This is a genomic window from Providencia alcalifaciens (genome assembly GCF_020271745.1).
GTDB lineage: Bacteria > Pseudomonadota > Gammaproteobacteria > Enterobacterales > Enterobacteriaceae > Providencia > Providencia alcalifaciens_B.
Genome location: NZ_CP084296.1, coordinates 711,363 through 732,415, shown reverse-complemented (window position 1 = coordinate 732,415; position 21,053 = coordinate 711,363). Strand labels below are relative to the sequence as shown.

Sequence of the window (21,053 nt, the reverse complement as noted above, 5' to 3'; positions counted from 1 at the left end):
ATGCGGGAACCTTATCCCTTATTTTAAGGTGACCAACATGAACAATTCGGCAGCCAAGAAAGAACCCTCCATAATGGTAGGGGGTTTTGTGCTAGGCGGAGCCATGATCGGGGCGGGTATGTTTAGCTTGCCGACAATTATGGCTGGAGCTTGGTTTATTAACTCGATTGTAATATTACTGATTGTTTGTTTCTTTATGTTTCACTCAGGGATCTATATTTTAGAATGTATATCTAAATATGGAGCTGGCACTAACTACTTTTATATTTCTAAAGAATTATTACCAAAATGGGCCTGCTATATTGCCAATGCTGCATTAATATTTGTTTTATATATATTGATATATGCCTATATTTCTGCGGCCGGATCCGTTATCAAAGAAGCGTCCGCAATATATGGATTTGATGTTAATTTAAGAGTGATATTTGTTATCTTCACTTTACTGTTAGGTGCAAGTATTTGGTGGAGTGGTATTGCTGCAAGTCGATTAACGTCATTATTTTTATTTATTAAAATTGTTTTATTTATTCTTGCTTTTTCAGGGTTATTCTTAATTGTAAAAACTGACTTATTATTAACATCTCCAGTGGGGGGTAGTCAGTTATCTTTACTGCCATTTGTCTTTATTATTATTCCTTATGCCATCACTTCATTTGGTTATCATGGTAACGTCTGTAGTTTGTATAAGCTATATCATGAAAATGAACGTAAAGTGGTTAAAAGTTGTATTATTGGGTGTGTACTGGCTTTAATACTTTATTTCCTTTGGATATTAGGCACCATGGGAAATTTACCTCGAACAGAATTCCTTACCATAATTAATAAAGGCGGAAATCTCGATGCGTTTATTGAGTCACTGTATGCGGTATTAAGTAGTCCACATATTGCGACATTCTTATTATGGTTCTCGATTAGTGCTGTATTTTGTTCATTCTTAGGGGTTGCGATTGGTTTATTCGACTACATTCTGGCATCACTAAACTTTAATGATAATTCTTCAGGCAGAATGAAAGCGGCACTTTTATGTTTTATACCTCCTCTAGTTTTATGCATGTTATTCCCTAATGGTTTCTTAATTGCAATTGCTTATGCGGGGATGGCGGCGTGTATCTGGGCAATTATTTGTCCGGCAGTCATGGCATTAAAAGTGAGAGAGCGTTTCCCTAACTCGACGTTTAAAGTATGGGGAGGCAAAGGGCTAATCTATGCAGTTATAGCCTTTGGTGTTGTTGGTATTATTTGTCAGTTGTTAGCGCAGTTTAATGTATTACCGATATACCGTTAATTTTTCAAATTAAGATGTAGTAATCACTGCCAAAGGTACAGCGAGGGTTTGCTGTACCTTTTTTATGGCTTATGGACTTTATGAATAAATGGGATTAATAACGCTTAAGTATGGATTGACTGCCATCTTTTTTAAAACTGATCACAGAATAAGGCTGACTAAATCCACTAGGCTGTTCCATTCCTAAACTGCCTGAAGGCATGCCTCCAACAGCAATGCCCGCAACGTCATCAGGTAGTGTATTGATTTTCGCTAAGCTATCGAGAGGAACGTGCCCAACAACCAGTTTGCCATTAATTTTGGCGGTGTGGCAGCTGCGTAATGAGTTAGGTAAATTGGCTTCTTGATTGATTTTATCAATCTCTTGATAGGTGACATCGTGAATTTTTACGTCATAACCTGCTGCTTTTACTGCTTCGCCCCAAAGATGGCAGCAACCGCAACTTTCTTCTTTATACAGGTCAACAACTTGGCTTGCTGCAACAGAAGAAAATGACGCTGCCAATAGCGCAGTGAATAACAATTTTTTCATATCAGTATTACTCCAAAAATAAAGCATTGTTATGTAAATAAAAAAAATAAGGGTGCGAAATTTGAGCAGGTTTGTATTTATCTTATTCGGGTTCTTATGGAACCTCTGAACCATAAAGCTTCCCGTAGGGGGAAGCTCAAGAGATAAAACAGATTTTTGCTTATATTTACAGAACCTGATGATGGAGCTTGCTGATAGAAATAGAGCAATACTTTGGGAGGTTAGTCACAAACTGAAAGATAGGATGATTGTATGAAAATAGAACGCTCTTGGGTGAAAAACAGGCATTATCTCTCTAAAATCAATCATTAAGCCAATTTTCAATCGGATTATTTTGATCTTTTTTTGATGTCTAAAAGTCACAAAGCAATTGAAAATAATTAAATTTTTCTCTTTTACCGCCGATAAATTAAACAAAGATCATTTTATTTTATCAAAAGAGAAATTCCATGCAGAAACTTCGAAATTATTCAATACGTGCTGTGATGCTCGTACTACTTGGCATTTTATGTCTAAACCTTGGGGGCATAAGCCTGTATAGCGGCTGGTCCTTATCGCGTATTTCTGACGGTATCCATGTTGACCGACAACTGGTGAAACAGATGACGGTACTGAGTCAGGGTAATGACCAATATTTTCGTTTTGTCACTCGCTTAACCCGCGTGATGGAAACCAAAAATGAGGGTAAAGAAGGGGATTACACCTTGGTCAAAGACGCGCTTGTGAATATGGAGCGTTATCTTGAGGAGATGAAGTCAATTTCCCCAGGTCCGATGGATAAAGCCATTTCCGATCAAGTGATTAATAGTTGGCAAGCGTTGCTAGATGACGGTGTGAAACCACAATTAGCCATTTCCATGGGGGATGATAAAGCGGCTTACTTGGCACATGCCCATAATGTGACCCCAGCCTTGAGCCGTACATTCGGTGCGGCTATCACTCAGTTTAACCAAACTGCGGATGCGATGATTGAACACACGCGGGAAGCGGTTGATGAGCATATGAATATGACGCGAGTCGTGATTATCATCGCGAGCATTTTTGGTTTGCTGATTTTGATCTTCACTGACCGCTACCTTGCTAAGATGATGCAACGACCACTGGAGCTGATCCGCCAATACTTCGATAAGATTGCGAAAGGGGATTTAAGCCAGCCAATCGAACTATTTGGTCGTAACTGTGTAGGTAAACTTTTTCCTCTACTAGATGAGATGCAGAACAGTTTACGTGATGCGGTGCTGACTATCCGTAATGGTAGCGAAAGTATTTATCGCGGTGCGACAGAAATATCTAACGGTAATAGTGACCTTTCCTCACGAACGGAAGAGCAAGCCGCAGCTTTGGAAGAAACCGCAGCGAGCATGGAACAAATCACAGCCGCAGTGCAGTTGAATGTGGAAAATACCCATCAAGCCAACCAATTAGCCGCTGAGGCCTTTGTGGTGGCTAATCAAGGGGATGTGATTGTTGAGTCCGTGGTGAGCACGATGGATGAGATCTCCCAGAGTGCTAAAAAAATCTCTGACATCATCAGCATGATGAATGACATCAGTTTCCAGACCAATATTTTGGCATTGAATGCCTCCATTGAAGCGGCGCGAGCGGGGGTTCATGGACGTGGATTTATGGTGGTTGCCGCCGAAGTTCGTAAGCTTGCTAGTCACAGTGCCGATGCGGCAATGGAAATTGAAAAGCTGATTGCGGAATCGAGTTCGTGTGTGGAAAAAGGCACGCATTTGGTTCATGAAATGGGCTCGACAATGAGTAATATTTTGCAAGGGATCAATGAGGTGACGGCGATTATGAAACAGATCACGACAGCTTCGGAGGAGCAAAGTAAAGGTATCGCACAGGTGGGTGTTGCCATCACTCAAATGGACAGTGTGACACAGCAAAATGCGTCTTTAGTTGAACAAGTGGCAACAGCAGCAAGCTCATTAGAACATCAAACTGAAGAATTGCAGGAATCAGTCAGTAAATTTCAGTTAACAAATGATGGGCGTAATTTTACCGAAGCGACGGCTGTCTAATATCGGCAACCATTGAATAGGTTTGAGAAACCAAAACTCAGTATGAACTTGCGTTTGTACTGGGTTTTTTATTTATAGAGAAGTTTTACATGGTTAAGCCAATTCTCGGCTTTCTTCCCCGCTAATTGCTGCTCAAAGGCAGTTGTTATCACGTAACCCAGTCGGCTATAGCTATCTTTCAAGGTTGTAACATCTATCGGAGTGGGAACAAAATTAAATAGCAGAGGGGCACTTAACTGGGCATTAACGTGAATCCCGGTAATTGTTCCCGGTTGCTCTGAGGTTAAAAAGCGAATCGACGCATACTGTTTATTGGCGCGGAGTATCGGGGTGTACACCATGTCTTTGACATGCAAAGACAGGTAACATTCAACTAAATCAAATCCTGTTGATTGATAACAAAGGGTATCAATCATTCCGCCAGCAACGCGCGGGTTAATTTCAATGAGTTTTATGTCATTGTGACGAAGCTTAAATTCAACGTGGGCAACGGTGTGGGATAAGCCAATTTGAGTGAGCCACTCAATGATCGTTTTCGTGATGTTTTCGATATCAAGAGATTCATCGGGAAAATCATGGCCGACCTCCACGGCATATTGTCCTGATGTGGTGTATTTTTTGGTGATACCGAGTATGTTCCATTCGTTACCTTTAGAGTCCCAGTAAGCTTCTGCGCTGTATTCATTCCCTTCAATGAACTCTTCAACAAGATAATGAGGAGAGAGCTGATATCCTCGGCGGTTAACCCGAAATTCAGATAGTGCATGAACGGCAGCCTGCGCTTCTTCCTCAGAATAGCAGATGGTGACTTGGCTGCTGCCACTATCATCACAGGGCTTTATCACGATAGGGAACTGCATATTGTTCAGGTCAAATTTCTCATGGATATTGCCAACTTTGTAGCGACAATTGGCATTATGTTGGTGTAAATACTGCCGAGTCAGATGCTTGTAGCGACAAGCCGTTAGGGCAATTAAACTTGGAGAAGGTAAACCGAAGGCGTGGGATGCTGCGGCAGCATTAATTAACCGATAGTCATCGAAAGCGACGATACCGTACAGGTTATAGTCCAGGGCATGGCTTAAAATTGCTGCCATGGAGTCAGTATTAAGTTCCACAACCTCATTAACATAGAGCATTGGGTTATCAGCCAGTTGAGCATAGTAATGGCGTTCTTTGGTGAATAAAACCGTGTGATAACCTCTCTCTTTTGCCAATTTGATGGCGCTGACGCCAGTACCTGAGATATTACATTCGAGAAATAGGATAGTTTTCATCGGTGCTCCTTAAATGGATAAAGTATTCAGCGGTGAATAGGGCAATGAGGAATAAAAGCAGGCTAATAGGGATATAGGTGTGCATTTGAGTGTGGTTAGCAATAATGCCAATATAAGCGCCAAGGGACTCAGCTAATCCCCAAAAGAATATACAAATAGATAACGAGAGTTTTTTATGGATAAATGGACATTTTTCAATCGCTAAACTGTTGTTATAGGGACTCCAAATTAATTCGCTAAAGGTAAATAGGATGATCAGCAAATAGAGTGGGATTAATGCGCTGAAGTTTAAAAACAAAAGCAGGCTCGCAATCAGAAGAAGGCTGAATTTGTAGATAATAGATTGATAGGATTTTTTCTGTTTATCAATGAATTGGGTTACTTTGATTTGCAAAAAGATGATCATAAAGGCATTCAAAGCGAATAGATAAGAAACCGTAACATAATCTCTAGCATCTTGATAATTGAGCTCAAATAAGTAAGCCAAATTGCGAAATACAAGCCCTAGCATAAAAAAGGGGATGGCACTATAACAGAGAAAAATACCCCATTCTAAAAAACTGGCAGAGGCTTTTGTTTGTTGGCTTTGTATTGGTTGAGTATGTTTTGTATTCGTTAAAGTTAATGAGTATAGGGCAGCAATGCACATAATAGCGGCAGGAAGAAAGATCACTCCGGAATAAAAATCATGATAAAACCATTCGCCTGCGGCGCCACCGACTGCCGACGAAATATTCACAATGACATTTAAGACTGAAAAATGTCTCACTCTTTCTGAGTGATTATTATTTTCAGCAATAAATAAACTGGTACTGACATTTGCAATGGAAAATCCTGCACCAATCAATGCAGCAAATAATAGAATCGCGTAAAAATTTGAAATGACGTAGAGTGAAATAATAGATGCTGAGGAAATTAGATAACTCAAAAGTAGTGTTTTTTTATAATTAAGAAAATTAATAATAAAGTGAGTGAAGAGGGAGAAAGCACGGCTAATAAAAAGGAAAATAAAAATAATAATTGCAGTTTCACTTTCATTGATATTTTTATAATGAATAAGATAAAGAGAAAAAAAAGGTAGGAAACTGTAAAAAGAGATACCCGATAAAAATCGGGTGGTCATGATTTTATTTATCATATTGAATGTTTTCTATTTTTTTTAATAAGGACTCAAGTTGGTTGAGCATTTTTTCTGAAATATTGCTGCTAGTAACAAAACGTACAATATCAGCTGTCCAAGCGGTGGCTAATACCCCATGGCTTTTTAATTTTTGAACAACGCGCTCGGCATCTGGCACTTTTATCATAACGATATTAGTTTCGACTGGATAAGCGAGTTGAAAATAGCGTGAAAGAATAGACGCGAGATAAACTGCATTTTGGTGATCAGTGCGTAATTGAGATCCATAATGTTCTAGCTTATTTAAGGCAATCGCTGCCAGCAATCCTGATTGATGTAGCGCTCCGCCATACCATTTTCGGTATCGTTTAGCGTTTTCTATATGATGCTGACTTCCTACTAACACCGAACCAAACGGCGCTCCAATGCCTTTTGACAGGCAGATGTTGAGAAGATCGATATCTTTGACATATTCCTGAGGAGGAATATTAAGGGAGATGCAGCTATTTAATACTCGGGCACCATCTAAAAATAGAGACATGTTTTTTTCAATACATAGCCGCTTGAGTCTCTTGATTTCTGCTAATGGGAATACGATTCCACCATAGGTACTGATACTACTTTCTATCGCAATGATTTTGGGGGTAGAGTATAAATTTGACCAACGAGCTTTATGATTAATGGCTTGAATAACATCTTGTTCAGTTAAAATACCGCTTTGTGTTTTAACATTATTAATAATTAAACCGTTTAATGCTGAGGTTTGGGATGATTCAAAAAAGCAAATATGGTATCCGACTTCAGTAATGACTTCATCACCTAGAGTAGATAAAACTTTTAAACCAATCTGATTGCTCATTGTGCCTGATGGCATAAACAGAGCATCTTCTTTATTAAATAATTCTGAGATATAGGATTCTAATTTTTTGACGTAAATATCTTCATTATAACAATCATCGCTAATATAATTAAAATTGATATTATTCAAATCCTCTTTTTTTATCCGTGTTAGCGTATCGCTTCTTAAATCAATCGTTACCATTTAAGTCCTTTTATTTTTCATTGATGAGAGCAGAAGGCTGTTGAATTTATAAATCTAGATAGAAAATGGCAAGGTATAAAAATGAGAATTTTATTAATTGTGATAATGCTCATGAATAAAGGCTAGGATTAAAACAAGATGAATTTATTTATAAAATATATGATTTGCGTATTAGAAAGGGGGGTGATTATTGAAAGGTGAGGAGACATGTTCAGATTGTGAGGGACAAAAAAAGCCCTTTCTAAAATCAGAAAGGGCTTCTAAAAACACTGCATTAACCGACTAGGATTAGTTCATGCCGTATTTTTTCAGTTTCTTACGCAGAGTTCCGCGGTTGATACCCATCATCAGGGCTGCACGGGTCTGGTTTCCACGGGTATATTGCATAACCATGTCCAACAAAGGCTGTTCTACCTCAGCCAATACCAGCTCATATAAATCGTTAACATCTTGATTATTTAATTGAGCAAAATAGTTCTTCAGTGCTTGCTTAACTGAGTCACGTAACGGTTTTTGAGTTACTTGATCTTGTGAATTTACAGTTGCAACGGTTAGTACGTCAGAATTTACGCGTTGTTCGAACATAGTTCTGTCAGCTCTTATCTTTTATTTACGCAAAAATTTTCAAAAAATGCTTCCAACACCTCCAGCTGTTCGCTGGCATCCTCAATGGCGTTGAAGGAGCGCCGAAACTGGTCATCAGGTGCATGTTCTTGTAAGTACCAAGAAACATGTTTGCGCGCTATACGGGCTCCCTTGCCTTGACCATAAAAGTCGTGCAGTTCCCGTACATGCCCTAACATAATGCTTTTCACGTCTGCCATAGGCATTGGTGGCAATATTTCACCTGTGTCCAGATAATGTTGGATTTCCCGAAAGATCCAAGGTCTTCCCTGAGCTGCTCGTCCTACCATCAAGGCATCCGCCCCTGTGTAGTCTAAAACAGCCCTGGCTTTTAGCGGGTCAGTAATGTCGCCATTGGCAATAACCGGAATGGAAACAGTCTGCTTAACTGCCCGAATGTTGTCATATTCAGCTTCGCCGTTGAACAGACAGGCTCTGGTTCTGCCATGAATGGTCAGGGCTTGAATACCACAATCTTCGGCCAATTGGGCAATCTCTATGCAGTTACGCTCTTCAGGTGACCAGCCTGTGCGGATTTTCAGTGTGACTGGCACATCCACAGCGTTTACAACGGTTTCTAGGATTGATTTTACAATCTCCGGATAACGCAGTAAGGCTGAGCCTGCAAGCTTACGATTCACCTTCTTAGCTGGGCAGCCCATATTGATATCAATGATTTGAGCGCCGCTCTCAACGTTAATTTGAGCTGCTGCGGCCATTTCATCGGGATCATTGCCAGCTATTTGAACGGAACGTACCCCGAGTTCGTCGCGGTGAACCATCCTGAGCCTCGATTTATCTGTCTTCCAAACTTGTGGGTTAGAAGAAAGCATCTCCGATACCGTCATTCCAGCACCCATCGCATAACACAGGGACCTAAACGGTTTATCTGTGATGCCTGCCATGGGGGCAGCAATAAGACAGTTTCTCAACTGATATTGTCCGATTCGCATAACTAAATGGGGGCCATACTGTGACTGCAAGGGCGCGTATATTACGCATTTTTTACGAGATATGAAAGGACAAACTTTGAGCAAACGGTTATTTATCACTAACTTTTTTATCTTGCTTTTTATAAAATAATAAAATTAGTGTTATTTAACAAGTTGTTAGGTGTTTTTTAACAACAGGCGCTAAAAATAACGATCACTTTGAATATCCAAGACTCACTTCTCGAGCAGAACAGATTATCATCAGCTATTGAGCAATATTTGAGCTGTAAGATAATCTATTCTGCAATTAATTTCAAAGAAATTATTCTTTGATTTTTACCGTAAACCCATTAAAAATGCTTGACACCAGTGATACGGCACCACTCATCTTTCTCTGCAACAGGGTCAATATTGAAGTCTGCACGATAAGCATCAGCAACGCCTTCAGCTTGGCTGGCTAACACGCCAGACAGACCTAAATGACCACCGGCACGCGGCAGTACACTGATCATCGGTGCAAGCTCACGTAAGGGGCCTGCAAGGATGTTAGCGACCACGACATCTGCTTGAAGGTCTTGAGGTTGGTCTTTGGGTAAATAGAGCGACAGGCGCTCAGAGACGCCGTTACGCTGAGCATTATCGCGGCTCGCGAGGATAGCTTGTGGATCGATATCGATCCCGATCGCATGCGCTGCGCCGAGCTTTAATGCCGCAATCGCTAAGATCCCTGATCCGCAACCGAAATCGATAACGGTTTTACCTTCAAGATCCAATCCATCCAGCCACTCAAGGCATAATGAAGTCGTCGGGTGGGTTCCCGTACCGAATGCTAAGCCGGGATCTAACATCACGTTAACAGCGGTTGGATCTGGCACATCACGCCAGCTAGGGCAGATCCATAAGCGTTGACCGAAACGCATTGGGTGGAAGTTATCCATCCATTCGCGCTCCCAGTCTTTATCTTCGATTTGTTCGATTTTATGAACGAAGCCAGCGCCGAGTAATGGGCTATTTTCTAATTGAGCGACCACCCATTTCATGTCGGTTTCAGCGTCATACAGACCAATAACGTCGGTATCGCCCCACAAGCGAGTTTCTCCCGGAAGCGGCTCGAAGACAGGAGTGTCATGGCTGTCTTGGAAGGTGACGGACACGGAGCCTGTTTCCATGAGTTCATCGCCAAGGGCTTCTGCGTCTTTTGCGTTTGAGTTTAGTCTGATTTGTATCCAAGGCATTTTCGTTTCTCTTCTAAGATGCTCTTCATTCTTCACGCCATAGCGTTGTTGGCTGCGCTCGCTAACCCTAGTCACATACTTGTGTATGCTCCTAGGGATTAGCTCGTTTGCCGCCTTGCTATGACGCGAATTATTTAGAGCACTAAAATGGTTTGCTATGTTTCACGTCAATATTGAGAGCATTGCATTTGTTCATTTACATTAGGTAAAGCCAAAATCAGTGAGTGCTAGTTACCTGTTCGTTTGGTGCCGATTGTACTGGATTTTTGCCAAAAAGATTACCGACCAAAAAGGCAATTAGGCTCAGTATCAGTGATGGCACAATAGCGTGGAAACCCATAATTTCAATCTTGAATGAGGCAAAAATGGCGTAGCAAACGCCACCCACGATCATACCGCTCAGGGCGCCGGTACCGTTGGCTTTTTCCCAATATAATCCGAGAACCAGCGGCCATAGGAATACGGCTTCTAACCCACCAAATGCTAGTAAATTCAACCAGATAATCATTTGTGGTGGGTTCCATGCGGCAATCAGCAATAAAGCCCCTAAAATTAAGGTTGAGAAGCTGGAAATTCGTGCCAGCTTTTTCTCATTCTTAATTTGCTCAGGTGCTGCGTTAAGGTAGATATCTTTCACGATTGTCGCCGAAGATTGCAGTAATTGGGCGTTAATGGTGGACATAATTGCCGCCATTGGTGCTGCTAGGAAAATCCCAGCAGCAAATGGCGGAAGAACCTGAACCATCAAGGTCGGGATCACTTGGTCTGGGATGGTTAAATCCGGTAATACTGCACGTCCTAAAGCCCCTGCGAAGTGCATACCAAACATCAAAATAGCCATCACAATGGTGCCGAGAATAATGCCTTTATGGACAGCTTTACTGTCTTTATAGGAGATACAACGGACTGCGGTATGCGGTAAGCCAATCACCCCAAAACAGACCAACACCCAGAATGATGCAAGGAATGGACCACTGAGAATATCGTCAACACCTTCAGGGGAGACGAGTTTCGGGTCGATGGCGTGCATTTTTTCTACTGCCGCAGGTAAGCCTCCTGCATGATAGATAATCGCAACCAGTAAAATAACCGTGCCCAGCAACATAACCAACCCTTGTAAGGCATCATTAAGTACACTGGCTCGGAAGCCTCCAATCGCGGTATACAGCGCAATAGAGACGCCAAAAATAATGAGCCCATAAGTGTAAGGAATACCTGCTGCGGTTTCGAGTAATCGAGCACCACCAATAAACTGTACGGTCATGGCGCCAAAGAAAGCCACCAACAAGCTGACACTGGCAAACCAAACGAGAAAACGGCTTTGGTAGCGAGCATACAGCATATCGTTGAGGGTTACGGCATTATAGCGGCGAGCTAAGATGGCAAATTTTTTGCCCAGTACGCCGAGAGAGAGCCAGATAGCAGGCAGTTGGATCATGGCGAGGAGTACCCAGCCTAACCCGTATTTGTAGGCAGCACCGGGGCCTCCAATAAAAGAGCTGGCGCTGATGTAGGTTGCGGTAATGGTCATGGCTAAGACAAAGCCGCCCATCGAACGATTACCTAGGAAATACTCGTTGAGAAATTCGCCTTTCGTGCGTTTTTTATAAGCGTAAAGCGAAAGGAGAAAAACGAGGAGTAGATAGCCGATTAAGGGCAGGAGAACTTCAGTCTGCATCTTTCTCCTCCAACGAGATATCTTTGAATACGAGTTTAACCATCATGATGCATAGCAAAATAAAGATGATAGGGAGAATCAGACATGACCATTCAAACCATAACGGTAATCCGGTAACACCGAGTGTGTTACTGGGTAGATAAGCACAAAGTACCCAACCTATCATGTAGGCAATAGTCAGATATAGCGCCCAGCGAGCTTCCCTGTTTGATTGAAGAAAACGTTTGTCCATCCGTTTTTCCTCCTCATGTTGACAAAAATAATCGGCGATTGTACGACAATCTGAAGGGGGAGTGTGAAAAATAGCGTAATAAAACCGATAATGCAGCCATTTATCGGCAAAAAAATACCGGAAATTGACTTTCCGGTATTTGTTTTTAATGACGAAAATGTCGAATATTCAGTGAATTATTCTTGAATACCGAGTTTTTTCTCCAAATAATGGATGTTGCTTCCACCTTTGGCAAAGTTTTCATCATTCATGATCATCTGCTGTAATTCGATGTTGGTTTTGATCCCATCGATGATAAGTTCATTCAGCGCGTTCTTCATACGAGCGATCGCGATTTCACGAGTTTCACCGTAAGTGATTAATTTACCGATCATTGAGTCATAGTACGGAGGAACAGAGTAACCTGCGTAAATATGAGATTCCCAACGAACACCGAAGCCACCCGGAGAGTGGAAACGGGTGATTTTACCTGGGCTAGGCAGGAATGTGTGCGGGTCTTCTGCGTTGATACGACACTCAATCGCATGACCGTGAACACTAATCTGATCCTGAGTCACCGATAATGGCAAACCGGATGCTACACGCAGCTGTTCTTTGATTAAGTCAATGCCAGTGATCATTTCAGTCACTGGGTGCTCAACCTGAATACGGGTATTCATTTCGATGAAATAGAATTCGCCGTTTTCAAATAAGAACTCAAAAGTACCAGCGCCACGATAGCCGATTTCGATACAGGCTTTCGCACAGCGTTCACCGATATTACGGCGAATTTCTGGGGTGATCCCCGGCGCTGGAGCTTCTTCAACCACTTTTTGGTGGCGGCGCTGCATTGAACAGTCACGTTCAGCTAAATAAACAGCATGACCTTGACCATCTGCCATCACTTGGATTTCAACATGACGTGGATTTTCAAGGAATTTTTCCATGTAAACCATGTCGTTGTTGAATGCGGCTTTTGCTTCTGCGCGGGTCAGGTTAATGGAAGATTCTAAATCTTTCTCATTACGCACGACACGCATACCACGACCACCACCACCACCAGATGCTTTGATGATAACAGGGAAGCCGATACGCTTAGCAATTGCTTTGTTCTTTTCAGTGTCGTTGCCTAATGGGCCATCAGAACCCGGTACACAAGGAACGCCTGCTTTTTTCATCGCGCTAATTGCAGAAACCTTGTCACCCATTAGGCGGATGGTTTCAGCTTTTGGGCCGATAAAAATGAAGCCTGATTGTTCTACTTGCTCTGCAAAGTCAGCGTTTTCAGACAGGAAACCATATCCTGGGTGAATCGCTTGTGCGCCTGAAATTTCAGCTGCCGCAATGATTGCAGGGACGTTCAAGTAGCTTTTTGCTGATGCTGCTGGACCAATACAAATAGTTTCATCTGCCAGCAACACATGTTTTAAGTCTCTATCTGCCGTGGAGTGAACCGCAACAGTTTTGATGCCGAGTTCTTTACATGCACGCAGAATACGCAGTGCAATTTCCCCACGGTTAGCGATAACAATTTTTTCCAACATGGAAACGCCTCGTTATTCAATGACAACTAATGGCTCGTCAAATTCTATTGCATCACCGTTTTGCAACAAAATAGCTTTAACAACACCAGCTTTATCTGCTTCGATTTGGTTCATCATTTTCATCGCTTCAACGATGCAAAGAGGATCGCCAACGTTAACAGTTTGACCAACTTCAACGAATGGTTTTGCTTCTGGGCTTGGTGAGCGATAGAAAGTACCAACCATTGGTGAACGAACTTGGTGACCAGAAACTACCGCAGGTGCTGCTGGAGCCGCTGCTTCTTGTGCTGGAGCAACTGCGTTAGCTAATGCAGGTTGTTGAGCAACTGGTGCCGAGTAGAACTGTTGAGGTGCAGCCATCATTTGAGATGCTGGTGATACACGACTGATACGTACTGACTCTTCACCTTCAGAAATTTCCAGTTCAGAAATGCCAGATTCTTCAACAAGTTCGATCAGCTTTTTAATTTTACGAATATCCATGGATATGATTCCGTACTCTTATATTTGGATTGAATTAATTAGTCGCACACGGTTAACCGCGGCTTGTAATGCAAAACTGTAACCCTCTGGGCCAAGACCACAAATAACGCCATTAGACATATCGGAGAAATATGAATGATGACGAAAGGGTTCTCTTGCATAAATATTAGACAGATGGATCTCGATAAATGGGATACAAACTGCTAATAGCGCATCACGCAGAGCAACACTTGTATGCGTGAATGCGGCCGGGTTGATTAGGATATAATCAACATTACCTTGTGCTGCATGAATTCTATCGATAAGTTCATGCTCTGCATTTGACTGAAAATGGCTCAGTTTCACCCCCAGTTTTTCTGCTTCTTGCATCAGGTTCGATACAATTTCAGAAAGTGGTCGAGCCCCATATTTCTCAGGTTCTCTGGAACCCAGCATATTTAAGTTCGGTCCGTTAAGGAGTAAAATATGAGTATCTTCTGTCATTGTGTTGCTAACTCCGACGATATGTCAATAATCTGACAACATAACGCGATGTCGACGATTTGTCATCTTTTATCATAAAAATAAATAGATTTTCCACTGACAAGGAAGAGCATTATAATTATTTCGTCGCATATAGCAGCAAAATACTGGTCTTATCAGAGAAATTACCCGAATTTATTTTATAAATTGTGCCGTAATCCACATTCTGGCAACACAATCCCGCGTATTGATTATTTAATTTTGAAGATTTACTAGGGTACGCCCAGTGACTTCGTTTTTTAAGAGTTTTTTTGCGTGCTCGACACACTCTTCTAATGAAATTTCGCAGCTAACTTGCTCATAAAACGCATCAGGTAGGAGTTGCGCTAAGCGTTCCCACACTTTTTGGCGTTTTGCCGCAGGGTAGTATACGGAATCGATCCCTTGCAGACGGATATTACGCAAAATAAATGGCATGACGGTTGTCGGTAGTGAGAACCCGCCAGCCAGTCCACAGGCTGCAACGGCACCATTATAATTCACTTGCGCCAATATATTGGCCAGTACATCACCACCAACAGTGTCGATAGCACCAGCCCAGCGCTGTTTATCAAGCGGTTTGGCCGGATGAGTAAACTCGCTGCGAGGTAGCACGCTTTTCGCCCCAATTTTCAGTAAATAGTCGTGATTTGCTGCGCGACCTGAAATCGCCACAACTTGATAGCCTAATAAAGAGAGCAATTGGGTTGCGACACTACCGACACCGCCACTGGCACCACTCACAATAATCTCGCCACTTTCAGGGGTGATCCCTGCATCTTCAAGGGCGTTTACGCACAACATAGCGGTAAATCCAGCGGTGCCAATGATCATGGCGTGCTTCAGTGATAATGCTTCAGGAAGAGGGGTTAAATAATCTGCGGGGACTTTCGCTTGTGTAGCGAGTCCACCCCAATGCGTTTCTCCAACTCCCCATCCTGTTAATAGTACGTGTTGGCCAATATGAAAACGGGGATCTTCGCTATGATGCACGATGCCTGAGAAGTCAATTCCGGGTACCATTGGATATTGACGGACAACGCCTGCTTTTCCATTAATAGCTAGCGCATCTTTATAGTTAATTGTCGACCAGTGAATATCGATGATGACATCGCCAGCGGGTAATGACTCAGTAGGTATATTGAGGATTTCTGGGACGATTTTATCATCTTGTTGTTGTAAAACGAGCGCTTTCATGATCCACCCCTAATTTCATGATTAAATAAGTGTTTTTTTTAATTTACACATAGGTAAAATCGTTTTCATTGACGCCAGAATGGTATTCACACTATTACTTATGTAATTAATTTGTAAAAATGCATTTTTTTCTGGCATAACTAGGCTTTTATCATGCAAAATGTCCTACTCTGACTTGTACATCAGCGTGTCGACATGGTTACGGCTTAATTTTAAGTTGATAATAGAATCAGCGAAATTTAAGTTCACTTATTTTGTTGTTAAAAAGCTAGATGTATAGCAATAATTAAAATATAAAAATTTTATTTGAACTTGTAGATATAATCGCTTGTCACACTGGGAAGAACACAAAGATGGAGTATATAACAACCAGAGGTTGTCTGTTTATTGTGCGCGCATGATGAGCTATTTTTGATGCATATGAATTAAGGGCAATTTTCGAGGTTTTTATCTGCTTCGTTTTGTTATAGAAGCATGTACGATCTTAGTATGTGAAAATAGATGAATTAACCATATTTATGAAGCGATTGATTTACGCCTTGAGGCAGCTTCAAGTGGTTGGTAGAGTAGACGGGTTTTTATTCGTCCCCAGCTTGCAGGATAATCCTTTCGTTATGTTTAAAAAATTTCGTGGCATGTTTTCTAATGACCTGTCAATTGACTTGGGTACGGCCAATACCCTCATTTATGTCAAAGGACAAGGCGTCAAACTAAATGAACCCTCTGTAGTTGCAATTCGTCAGGATCGCTCAGGCTCGCCAAAAAGCGTTGCTGCGGTTGGTGGTGAAGCGAAACAGATGCTGGGGCGTACACCGGGTAACATTTCCGCAATTCGACCAATGAAAGATGGTGTGATTGCAGACTTTTTCTTAACTGAAAAAATGTTACAACACTTTATCAAGCAAGTTCATAGCAACAGTTTCCTGCGTCCAAGCCCTCGTGTTTTAGTTTGTGTACCTGTTGGTGCAACTCAAGTTGAACGTAAAGCTATCCGTGAATCTGCATTAAGTGCAGGCGCCCGCGAAGTTTTCTTAATTGAAGAGCCAATGGCAGCGGCAATCGGTGCTGGTTTACCCGTTTCTGAAGCGACAGGTTCTATGGTTGTCGATATCGGTGGTGGTACCACTGAAGTGGCTGTTATCTCCCTGAACGGGGTGGTTTACTCTTCTTCTGTTCGCATTGGTGGTGACCGTTTTGACGAGTCAATTATCAACTATGTGCGTCGTAATTATGGTTCCTTAATTGGTGAAGCAACGGCTGAGCGTATCAAACACGGTATCGGTTCTGCTTTCCCAACTGATGAAGTTTATGAAATTGAAGTTCGCGGTCGTAACTTGGCTGAAGGTGTGCCACGCGGATTCAAAATGAACTCCAACGAAATTTTAGAAGCATTACAAGAGCCACTGACCGGTATTGTGAGTGCAGTAATGTTAGCGTTAGAACAGTGCCCGCCAGAATTAGCTTCTGATATCTCAGAGCGCGGTATGGTATTAACGGGTGGTGGAGCTCTTCTACGTAATTTAGATCGTTTATTAATGGAAGAGACTGGCATTCCGGTCATCGTTGCTGAAGATCCTTTAACCTGCGTTGCTCGTGGCGGCGGTAAAGCGTTAGAGATGATTGACATGCACGGCGGTGACCTGTTTAGCGAAGACTAAATCACGCCATAAGCAACTGGGGTTTTAGACTCCAGTTGCTTTGACTATTTTTTTATTCTCCGACCATTAGCGAAACTTAGCCATACATGAAGCCAATTTTTAGGCGAGGTCCTTCCCTACAGTTACGCATTTTTATTGCAGTGATAATTGCATTGGTGCTGGTGGTGATTGACCATCGATTTGAACCTTTCAATAAGATCCGTAATTATTTAGACACGGCGGTTAGCCCATTCTATTTTTTGGCTAACGGACCGCGCCAATTCCTCGATAATATCTCTGACACCCTTTCAACGCGGGATCAACTCCAGTTTGAGAATAAAGCCCTGCGCCAAGAGCTATTATTAAAAAAAGCGGATAACTTGCTGCTTGAGCAACTCAAACAGGAAAATGCCCGCTTACGCGAACTGTTAGGCTCCCCATTACGCCAAGATGAACACATGATGGTGACGCAAGTCATTTCAGGGGCGAACACACCTTATCGCGACCAAGTCGTGATAGATAAAGGCAGTAATGATGGTGTTTATGAAGGTCAGCCAGTTATCAGTGACAAAGGCGTGGTAGGTCAGGTCGTTGGTACCAGTAATTTTAATAGCCGCGTTTTATTAATTTGCGATACCGCCCATGCATTACCTGTGCAAGTGTTGCGTAATGATATCCGTGTTATTGCTGCGGGTTCAGGTTGTGCGGATGACCTGCAATTAGAACCACTTCCTGGAAATACGGACATTCGTGTTGGTGATGTGTTAGTGACTTCGGGGCTAGGTGGGCGTTTCCCTGAGGGGTATCCTGTTGCTGTTGTTTCAGCGGTGAAGCATGATACTCAACGCGCCTATACCATCATCTCTGCAAGACCAAGCGCTGAGTTACAACGTCTACGTTATTTACTCCTACTATGGGGCAATGAAAGTGACCCTAAAACCCCATTACAGCCATCCGATGTTTACCGTGCTGCAAATGAGCGTTTAATGAAAGTGTTGCCGCAGGTGTTACCAACGCCGAGTGAAATTCAAGGACCACCATTACCACCGTCCATGCAACCTGCACAGCCTCAACCTCAGTCATAAGATAGAGTGAGGGAAATGGTATGATGAAAGGATGGAGAGGAAATCATAATGGATGAGTATCGTGGTAATGGGCGCATCATTATCTGGTTATCTTTTTTTATTGCACTGATTTTGCAGGTAATGCCTTGGCCTGAACAATTGGTGTTTTACCGACCATCATGGTTACTGCTGATTTTAATATACTGGGTAATGGCATTACCGCATCGCGTCAGTGTGGGCACCAGCTTTATCTTAGGGATTATTGTCGATTCTATTCAAGGATCAGCACTGGGTGTGCATGCGATCTCCTTCAGCATCATTTGTTATCTCGTGGCATACAAACATCAGCTTTTACGTAACATGGCACTGTGGCAGCAAGCTTTGATTATTGTTGTATTAACGGTGGTGCAAGATCTTACTGTTTTCTGGGCAGAATTCCTTTCCTCACAAGTCTTATTCCACCCACAAGTATTCTGGAATAGTTTGGTAAATGGTATTCTGTGGCCATGGTTATTTTTACTGTTACGAAAAATTCGCCGTCAATTTTCAGTATGTTAAGATTGTGGCCGTTGATGATAACTGGAATGACAATTTATGAGCTTAATTTATCTTGCATCAGGTTCACCGAGACGACGTGAATTAGTCCAACTCCTAGGTTATTCCTTTGAAATCTTGCGTCCCGAAGTGGAAGAAAAATGGCAAGAAGGGGAATCGCCTCAGGTGTATGTCCAGCGCTTGGCGCGAGATAAATCCCGTGCGGGTGTGGCAATTGCCCCCGCTGATCATCCTGTTTTGGGTGCAGACACTATTGTGGTTCTTGACGGTAAAATATTAGAAAAACCGCGAGATGCAGCCCATGCTCAGCAAATCCTCAGTGACCTTTCCGGTAAAACACATCAGGTAATGACCGCCATTGCCGTATCAAACTCCCATGAGACATTAACCTCATTGATTACGACAGATGTGACATTCCGCGAGTTATCTTTGCTGGAAATACAGGATTATATACAATCTGGCGAGCCAATGGATAAAGCTGGTGCTTACGGTATCCAAGGCCTCGGTGGACGTTTTATTCGACGCATTAATGGCAGCTATCATGCAGTGGTGGGCTTACCATTGGTCGAAACAGAAGAATTAATACAACGATTTTTAGCGTTAGGTGATGGGAAGGGGAAGTCATGACTACGGAACTATTAGTAAACGTAACACCATCCGAAACGCGTGTAGCTTATATTGATGGTGGGATCTTACAAGAAATACATGTTGAAAGAGAGGCGAAAAGAGGGCTAGTAGGGAATATCTACAAAGGTCGTGTGAGCCGCGTTTTACCTGGTATGCAGGCGGCCTTTGTTGATATTGGCCTGGATAAAGCCGCCTTTTTACATGCCTCGGATATTATGCCTCACACCGAATGCATTGCGGGTGACGAGCAGAAAAACTTTCATGTCAGAGATATTGCGGAGCTGGTGAAGCAAGGGCAAGATTTAATTGTCCAAGTGGTGAAAGACCCACTCGGCACCAAAGGCGCAAGGCTCACCACAGACATTACGTTGCCTTCTCGTTACTTGGTTTTCATGCCGGGGGCTTCCCATGTTGGTGTGTCTCAGCGTATTGATAGTGAAGAAGAAAGAGAGCGTTTAAAAGAGTGCGTTGCACAATATTGCGATGAAAATGGTGGGTTTATCATTCGTACTGCCGCAGAAGGTGTGGCTGAAGATGACGTCAAACAAGATGCCGCATTTTTAAAACGCTTATGGGCGAAAGTGATTGAACGTAAAAAACGTAATGTCACACGCACTAAAATTTACGGTGAGCTTTCACTGGCATACCGTATTATTCGCGACTTTGCTGGTGCATCCCTCGACCGTATTCGTGTGGATTCTCGTTTAACCTACACGCAGTTGGAAGAGTTTATTGCGGAATATGTGCCGGAAATGACGGCGAAGCTTGAGCTTTACCAAGGCAATCAACCTATTTTTGACTTGTTCGATGTGGAAAATGAAATTCAACGCGCGATGGACAGAAAGGTTGAATTGAAATCGGGCGGGTATCTGATCATCGACCAAACTGAAGCGATGACCACCATCGATATCAACACAGGCGCTTTTGTTGGTCACCGTAATTTAGAAGAAACTATCTTTAATACCAACGTTGAAGCTACCCAAGCCATTGCGCGGCAATTACGATTAAGAAATCTCGGTGGTATTATTATTATCGACTTTATCGATATGTCTGATGTAGAGCATCGTCGCCGTGTGTTAGCCTCACTTGAACAAGCTTTAAGTAAAGATAAGGTAAAAACCACTATCAATGGATTCTCTCAGCTAGGATTAGTTGAGATGACTCGTAAAAGAACCCGTGAAAGTTTGGAGCATGTATTGTGCGATAGCTGCCCAACTTGCCAAGGTCGTGGTACGGTGAAATCGGTTGAAACTGTATGTTATGAAATTTTGCGTGAAATCGTGAGAGTTCACCGCACAATCGATGCTGATAGATTCTTAGTTTATGCATCAAAAGCGGTGGTGGATGTACTGACAGGGGATGAATCTCACGCATTAGCGGAGGTTGAAATCTTTGTAGGGAAACAAGTTAAAGTGCAGATTGAGCCGTTATATAGCCAAGAACGCTTTGATGTTGTCATGATGTAGCATTCTGCTTGAA

At 42.5% G+C, this 21,053-nt stretch carries 20 protein-coding genes; 7 read left to right on the top strand and 13 right to left on the bottom strand.

The features are described from left to right. Nucleotides 1-37 precede the first annotated feature (37 nt). A complete protein-coding gene (locus LDO51_RS03280; RefSeq protein WP_225576332.1) occupies nt 38-1,285 on the top strand; it encodes an aromatic amino acid transporter in 1,248 nt (415 codons plus the stop codon). Between the two features lie 94 nt (nt 1,286-1,379). Here the strand turns inward: LDO51_RS03280 and LDO51_RS03275 are convergent, their stop codons facing one another. Beyond that, entirely contained in the window at nt 1,380-1,817 is a 438-nt protein-coding gene (locus LDO51_RS03275) for a DUF411 domain-containing protein (RefSeq protein WP_225576331.1), read from the bottom strand. Between the two features lie 449 nt (nt 1,818-2,266). On the opposite strand from LDO51_RS03275, the gene LDO51_RS03270 reads away from it, so the two are divergent. After that, nucleotides 2,267-3,847, top strand: coding sequence for a methyl-accepting chemotaxis protein (locus LDO51_RS03270; protein ID WP_225576330.1), 1,581 nt, complete (start codon nt 2,267-2,269; stop codon nt 3,845-3,847). A 68-nt stretch (nt 3,848-3,915) separates the two neighbouring features. Here LDO51_RS03270 and LDO51_RS03265 read toward each other — a convergent pair whose 3' ends face one another. The 12 genes from LDO51_RS03265 to LDO51_RS03210 form a co-directional block, all read right to left on the bottom strand. Further along, the gene (locus LDO51_RS03265) at nt 3,916-5,124 is read right to left on the bottom strand and encodes an ATP-grasp domain-containing protein (protein WP_225576329.1); all 1,209 of its coding nucleotides are present in this window, start codon (nt 5,122-5,124) and stop codon (nt 3,916-3,918) included. Then, nucleotides 5,096-6,262, bottom strand: coding sequence for an MFS transporter (locus LDO51_RS03260; RefSeq protein ID WP_225576328.1), 1,167 nt, complete (start codon nt 6,260-6,262; stop codon nt 5,096-5,098). Before LDO51_RS03260 ends, LDO51_RS03265 begins: the two co-directional genes overlap by 29 nt. Then, a complete protein-coding gene (locus LDO51_RS03255; RefSeq protein WP_225576327.1) occupies nt 6,252-7,286 on the bottom strand; it encodes a threonine aldolase family protein in 1,035 nt (344 codons plus the stop codon). The genes LDO51_RS03260 and LDO51_RS03255 overlap by 11 nt, the downstream gene beginning before the upstream one ends. Nucleotides 7,287-7,574: 288 nt before the next feature. After that, complete coding sequence (fis, locus tag LDO51_RS03250) at nt 7,575-7,871, bottom strand: DNA-binding transcriptional regulator Fis (protein ID WP_004258438.1); 297 nt, start codon at nt 7,869-7,871, stop codon at nt 7,575-7,577. A gap of 14 nt (nt 7,872-7,885) precedes the next feature. Further along, the gene (dusB, locus tag LDO51_RS03245) at nt 7,886-8,863 is read right to left on the bottom strand and encodes a tRNA dihydrouridine synthase DusB (protein ID WP_036956067.1); all 978 of its coding nucleotides are present in this window, start codon (nt 8,861-8,863) and stop codon (nt 7,886-7,888) included. A 329-nt stretch (nt 8,864-9,192) separates the two neighbouring features. Further along, entirely contained in the window at nt 9,193-10,077 is an 885-nt protein-coding gene (prmA, locus tag LDO51_RS03240) for a 50S ribosomal protein L11 methyltransferase (protein ID WP_225577206.1), read from the bottom strand. 217 nt (nt 10,078-10,294) lie between these two features. After that, on the bottom strand, nt 10,295-11,755 hold the full coding sequence (panF, locus tag LDO51_RS03235) for a sodium/pantothenate symporter (RefSeq protein WP_225576326.1): 1,461 nt from the start codon (nt 11,753-11,755) through the stop codon (nt 10,295-10,297). Further along, nucleotides 11,745-11,987: a DUF997 family protein gene (locus LDO51_RS03230; protein ID WP_108478429.1), complete on the bottom strand. Its 243-nt coding sequence runs from the start codon at nt 11,985-11,987 to the stop codon at nt 11,745-11,747. Before LDO51_RS03230 ends, panF begins: the two co-directional genes overlap by 11 nt. Before the next feature lie 176 nt (nt 11,988-12,163). After that, on the bottom strand, nt 12,164-13,510 hold the full coding sequence (gene accC, locus LDO51_RS03225) for an acetyl-CoA carboxylase biotin carboxylase subunit (RefSeq protein ID WP_225576325.1): 1,347 nt from the start codon (nt 13,508-13,510) through the stop codon (nt 12,164-12,166). A gap of 12 nt (nt 13,511-13,522) precedes the next feature. Continuing rightward, a complete protein-coding gene (gene accB, locus LDO51_RS03220; RefSeq protein WP_225576324.1) occupies nt 13,523-13,993 on the bottom strand; it encodes an acetyl-CoA carboxylase biotin carboxyl carrier protein in 471 nt (156 codons plus the stop codon). A gap of 18 nt (nt 13,994-14,011) precedes the next feature. Further along, nucleotides 14,012-14,476, bottom strand: coding sequence for a type II 3-dehydroquinate dehydratase (aroQ, locus tag LDO51_RS03215; protein ID WP_225576323.1), 465 nt, complete (start codon nt 14,474-14,476; stop codon nt 14,012-14,014). Nucleotides 14,477-14,710: 234 nt separating this feature from the next. Beyond that, nucleotides 14,711-15,691, bottom strand: coding sequence for an oxidoreductase (locus LDO51_RS03210; RefSeq protein ID WP_225576322.1), 981 nt, complete (start codon nt 15,689-15,691; stop codon nt 14,711-14,713). Between the two features lie 614 nt (nt 15,692-16,305). Between LDO51_RS03210 and LDO51_RS03205 the strand changes: the two genes are divergently transcribed. The 5 genes from LDO51_RS03205 (at nt 16,306) to rng (ending at nt 21,040) form a co-directional block, all read left to right on the top strand. Then, the gene (locus tag LDO51_RS03205) at nt 16,306-17,349 is read left to right on the top strand and encodes a rod shape-determining protein (RefSeq protein ID WP_004908213.1); all 1,044 of its coding nucleotides are present in this window, start codon (nt 16,306-16,308) and stop codon (nt 17,347-17,349) included. 86 nt (nt 17,350-17,435) lie between these two features. Then, complete coding sequence (mreC, locus tag LDO51_RS03200) at nt 17,436-18,413, top strand: rod shape-determining protein MreC (protein WP_225576321.1); 978 nt, start codon at nt 17,436-17,438, stop codon at nt 18,411-18,413. Nucleotides 18,414-18,461: 48 nt separating this feature from the next. Next, the gene (gene mreD / locus LDO51_RS03195; protein ID WP_225576320.1) at nt 18,462-18,950 is read left to right on the top strand and encodes a rod shape-determining protein MreD; all 489 of its coding nucleotides are present in this window, start codon (nt 18,462-18,464) and stop codon (nt 18,948-18,950) included. A gap of 36 nt (nt 18,951-18,986) precedes the next feature. Continuing rightward, nucleotides 18,987-19,574, top strand: a complete 588-nt coding sequence (locus tag LDO51_RS03190; protein WP_225576319.1) for a Maf family protein — start codon at nt 18,987-18,989, stop codon at nt 19,572-19,574. Beyond that, the gene (gene rng, locus LDO51_RS03185; protein WP_225576318.1) at nt 19,571-21,040 is read left to right on the top strand and encodes a ribonuclease G; all 1,470 of its coding nucleotides are present in this window, start codon (nt 19,571-19,573) and stop codon (nt 21,038-21,040) included. The genes LDO51_RS03190 and rng overlap by 4 nt, the downstream gene beginning before the upstream one ends. Nucleotides 21,041-21,053 lie beyond the last annotated feature (13 nt).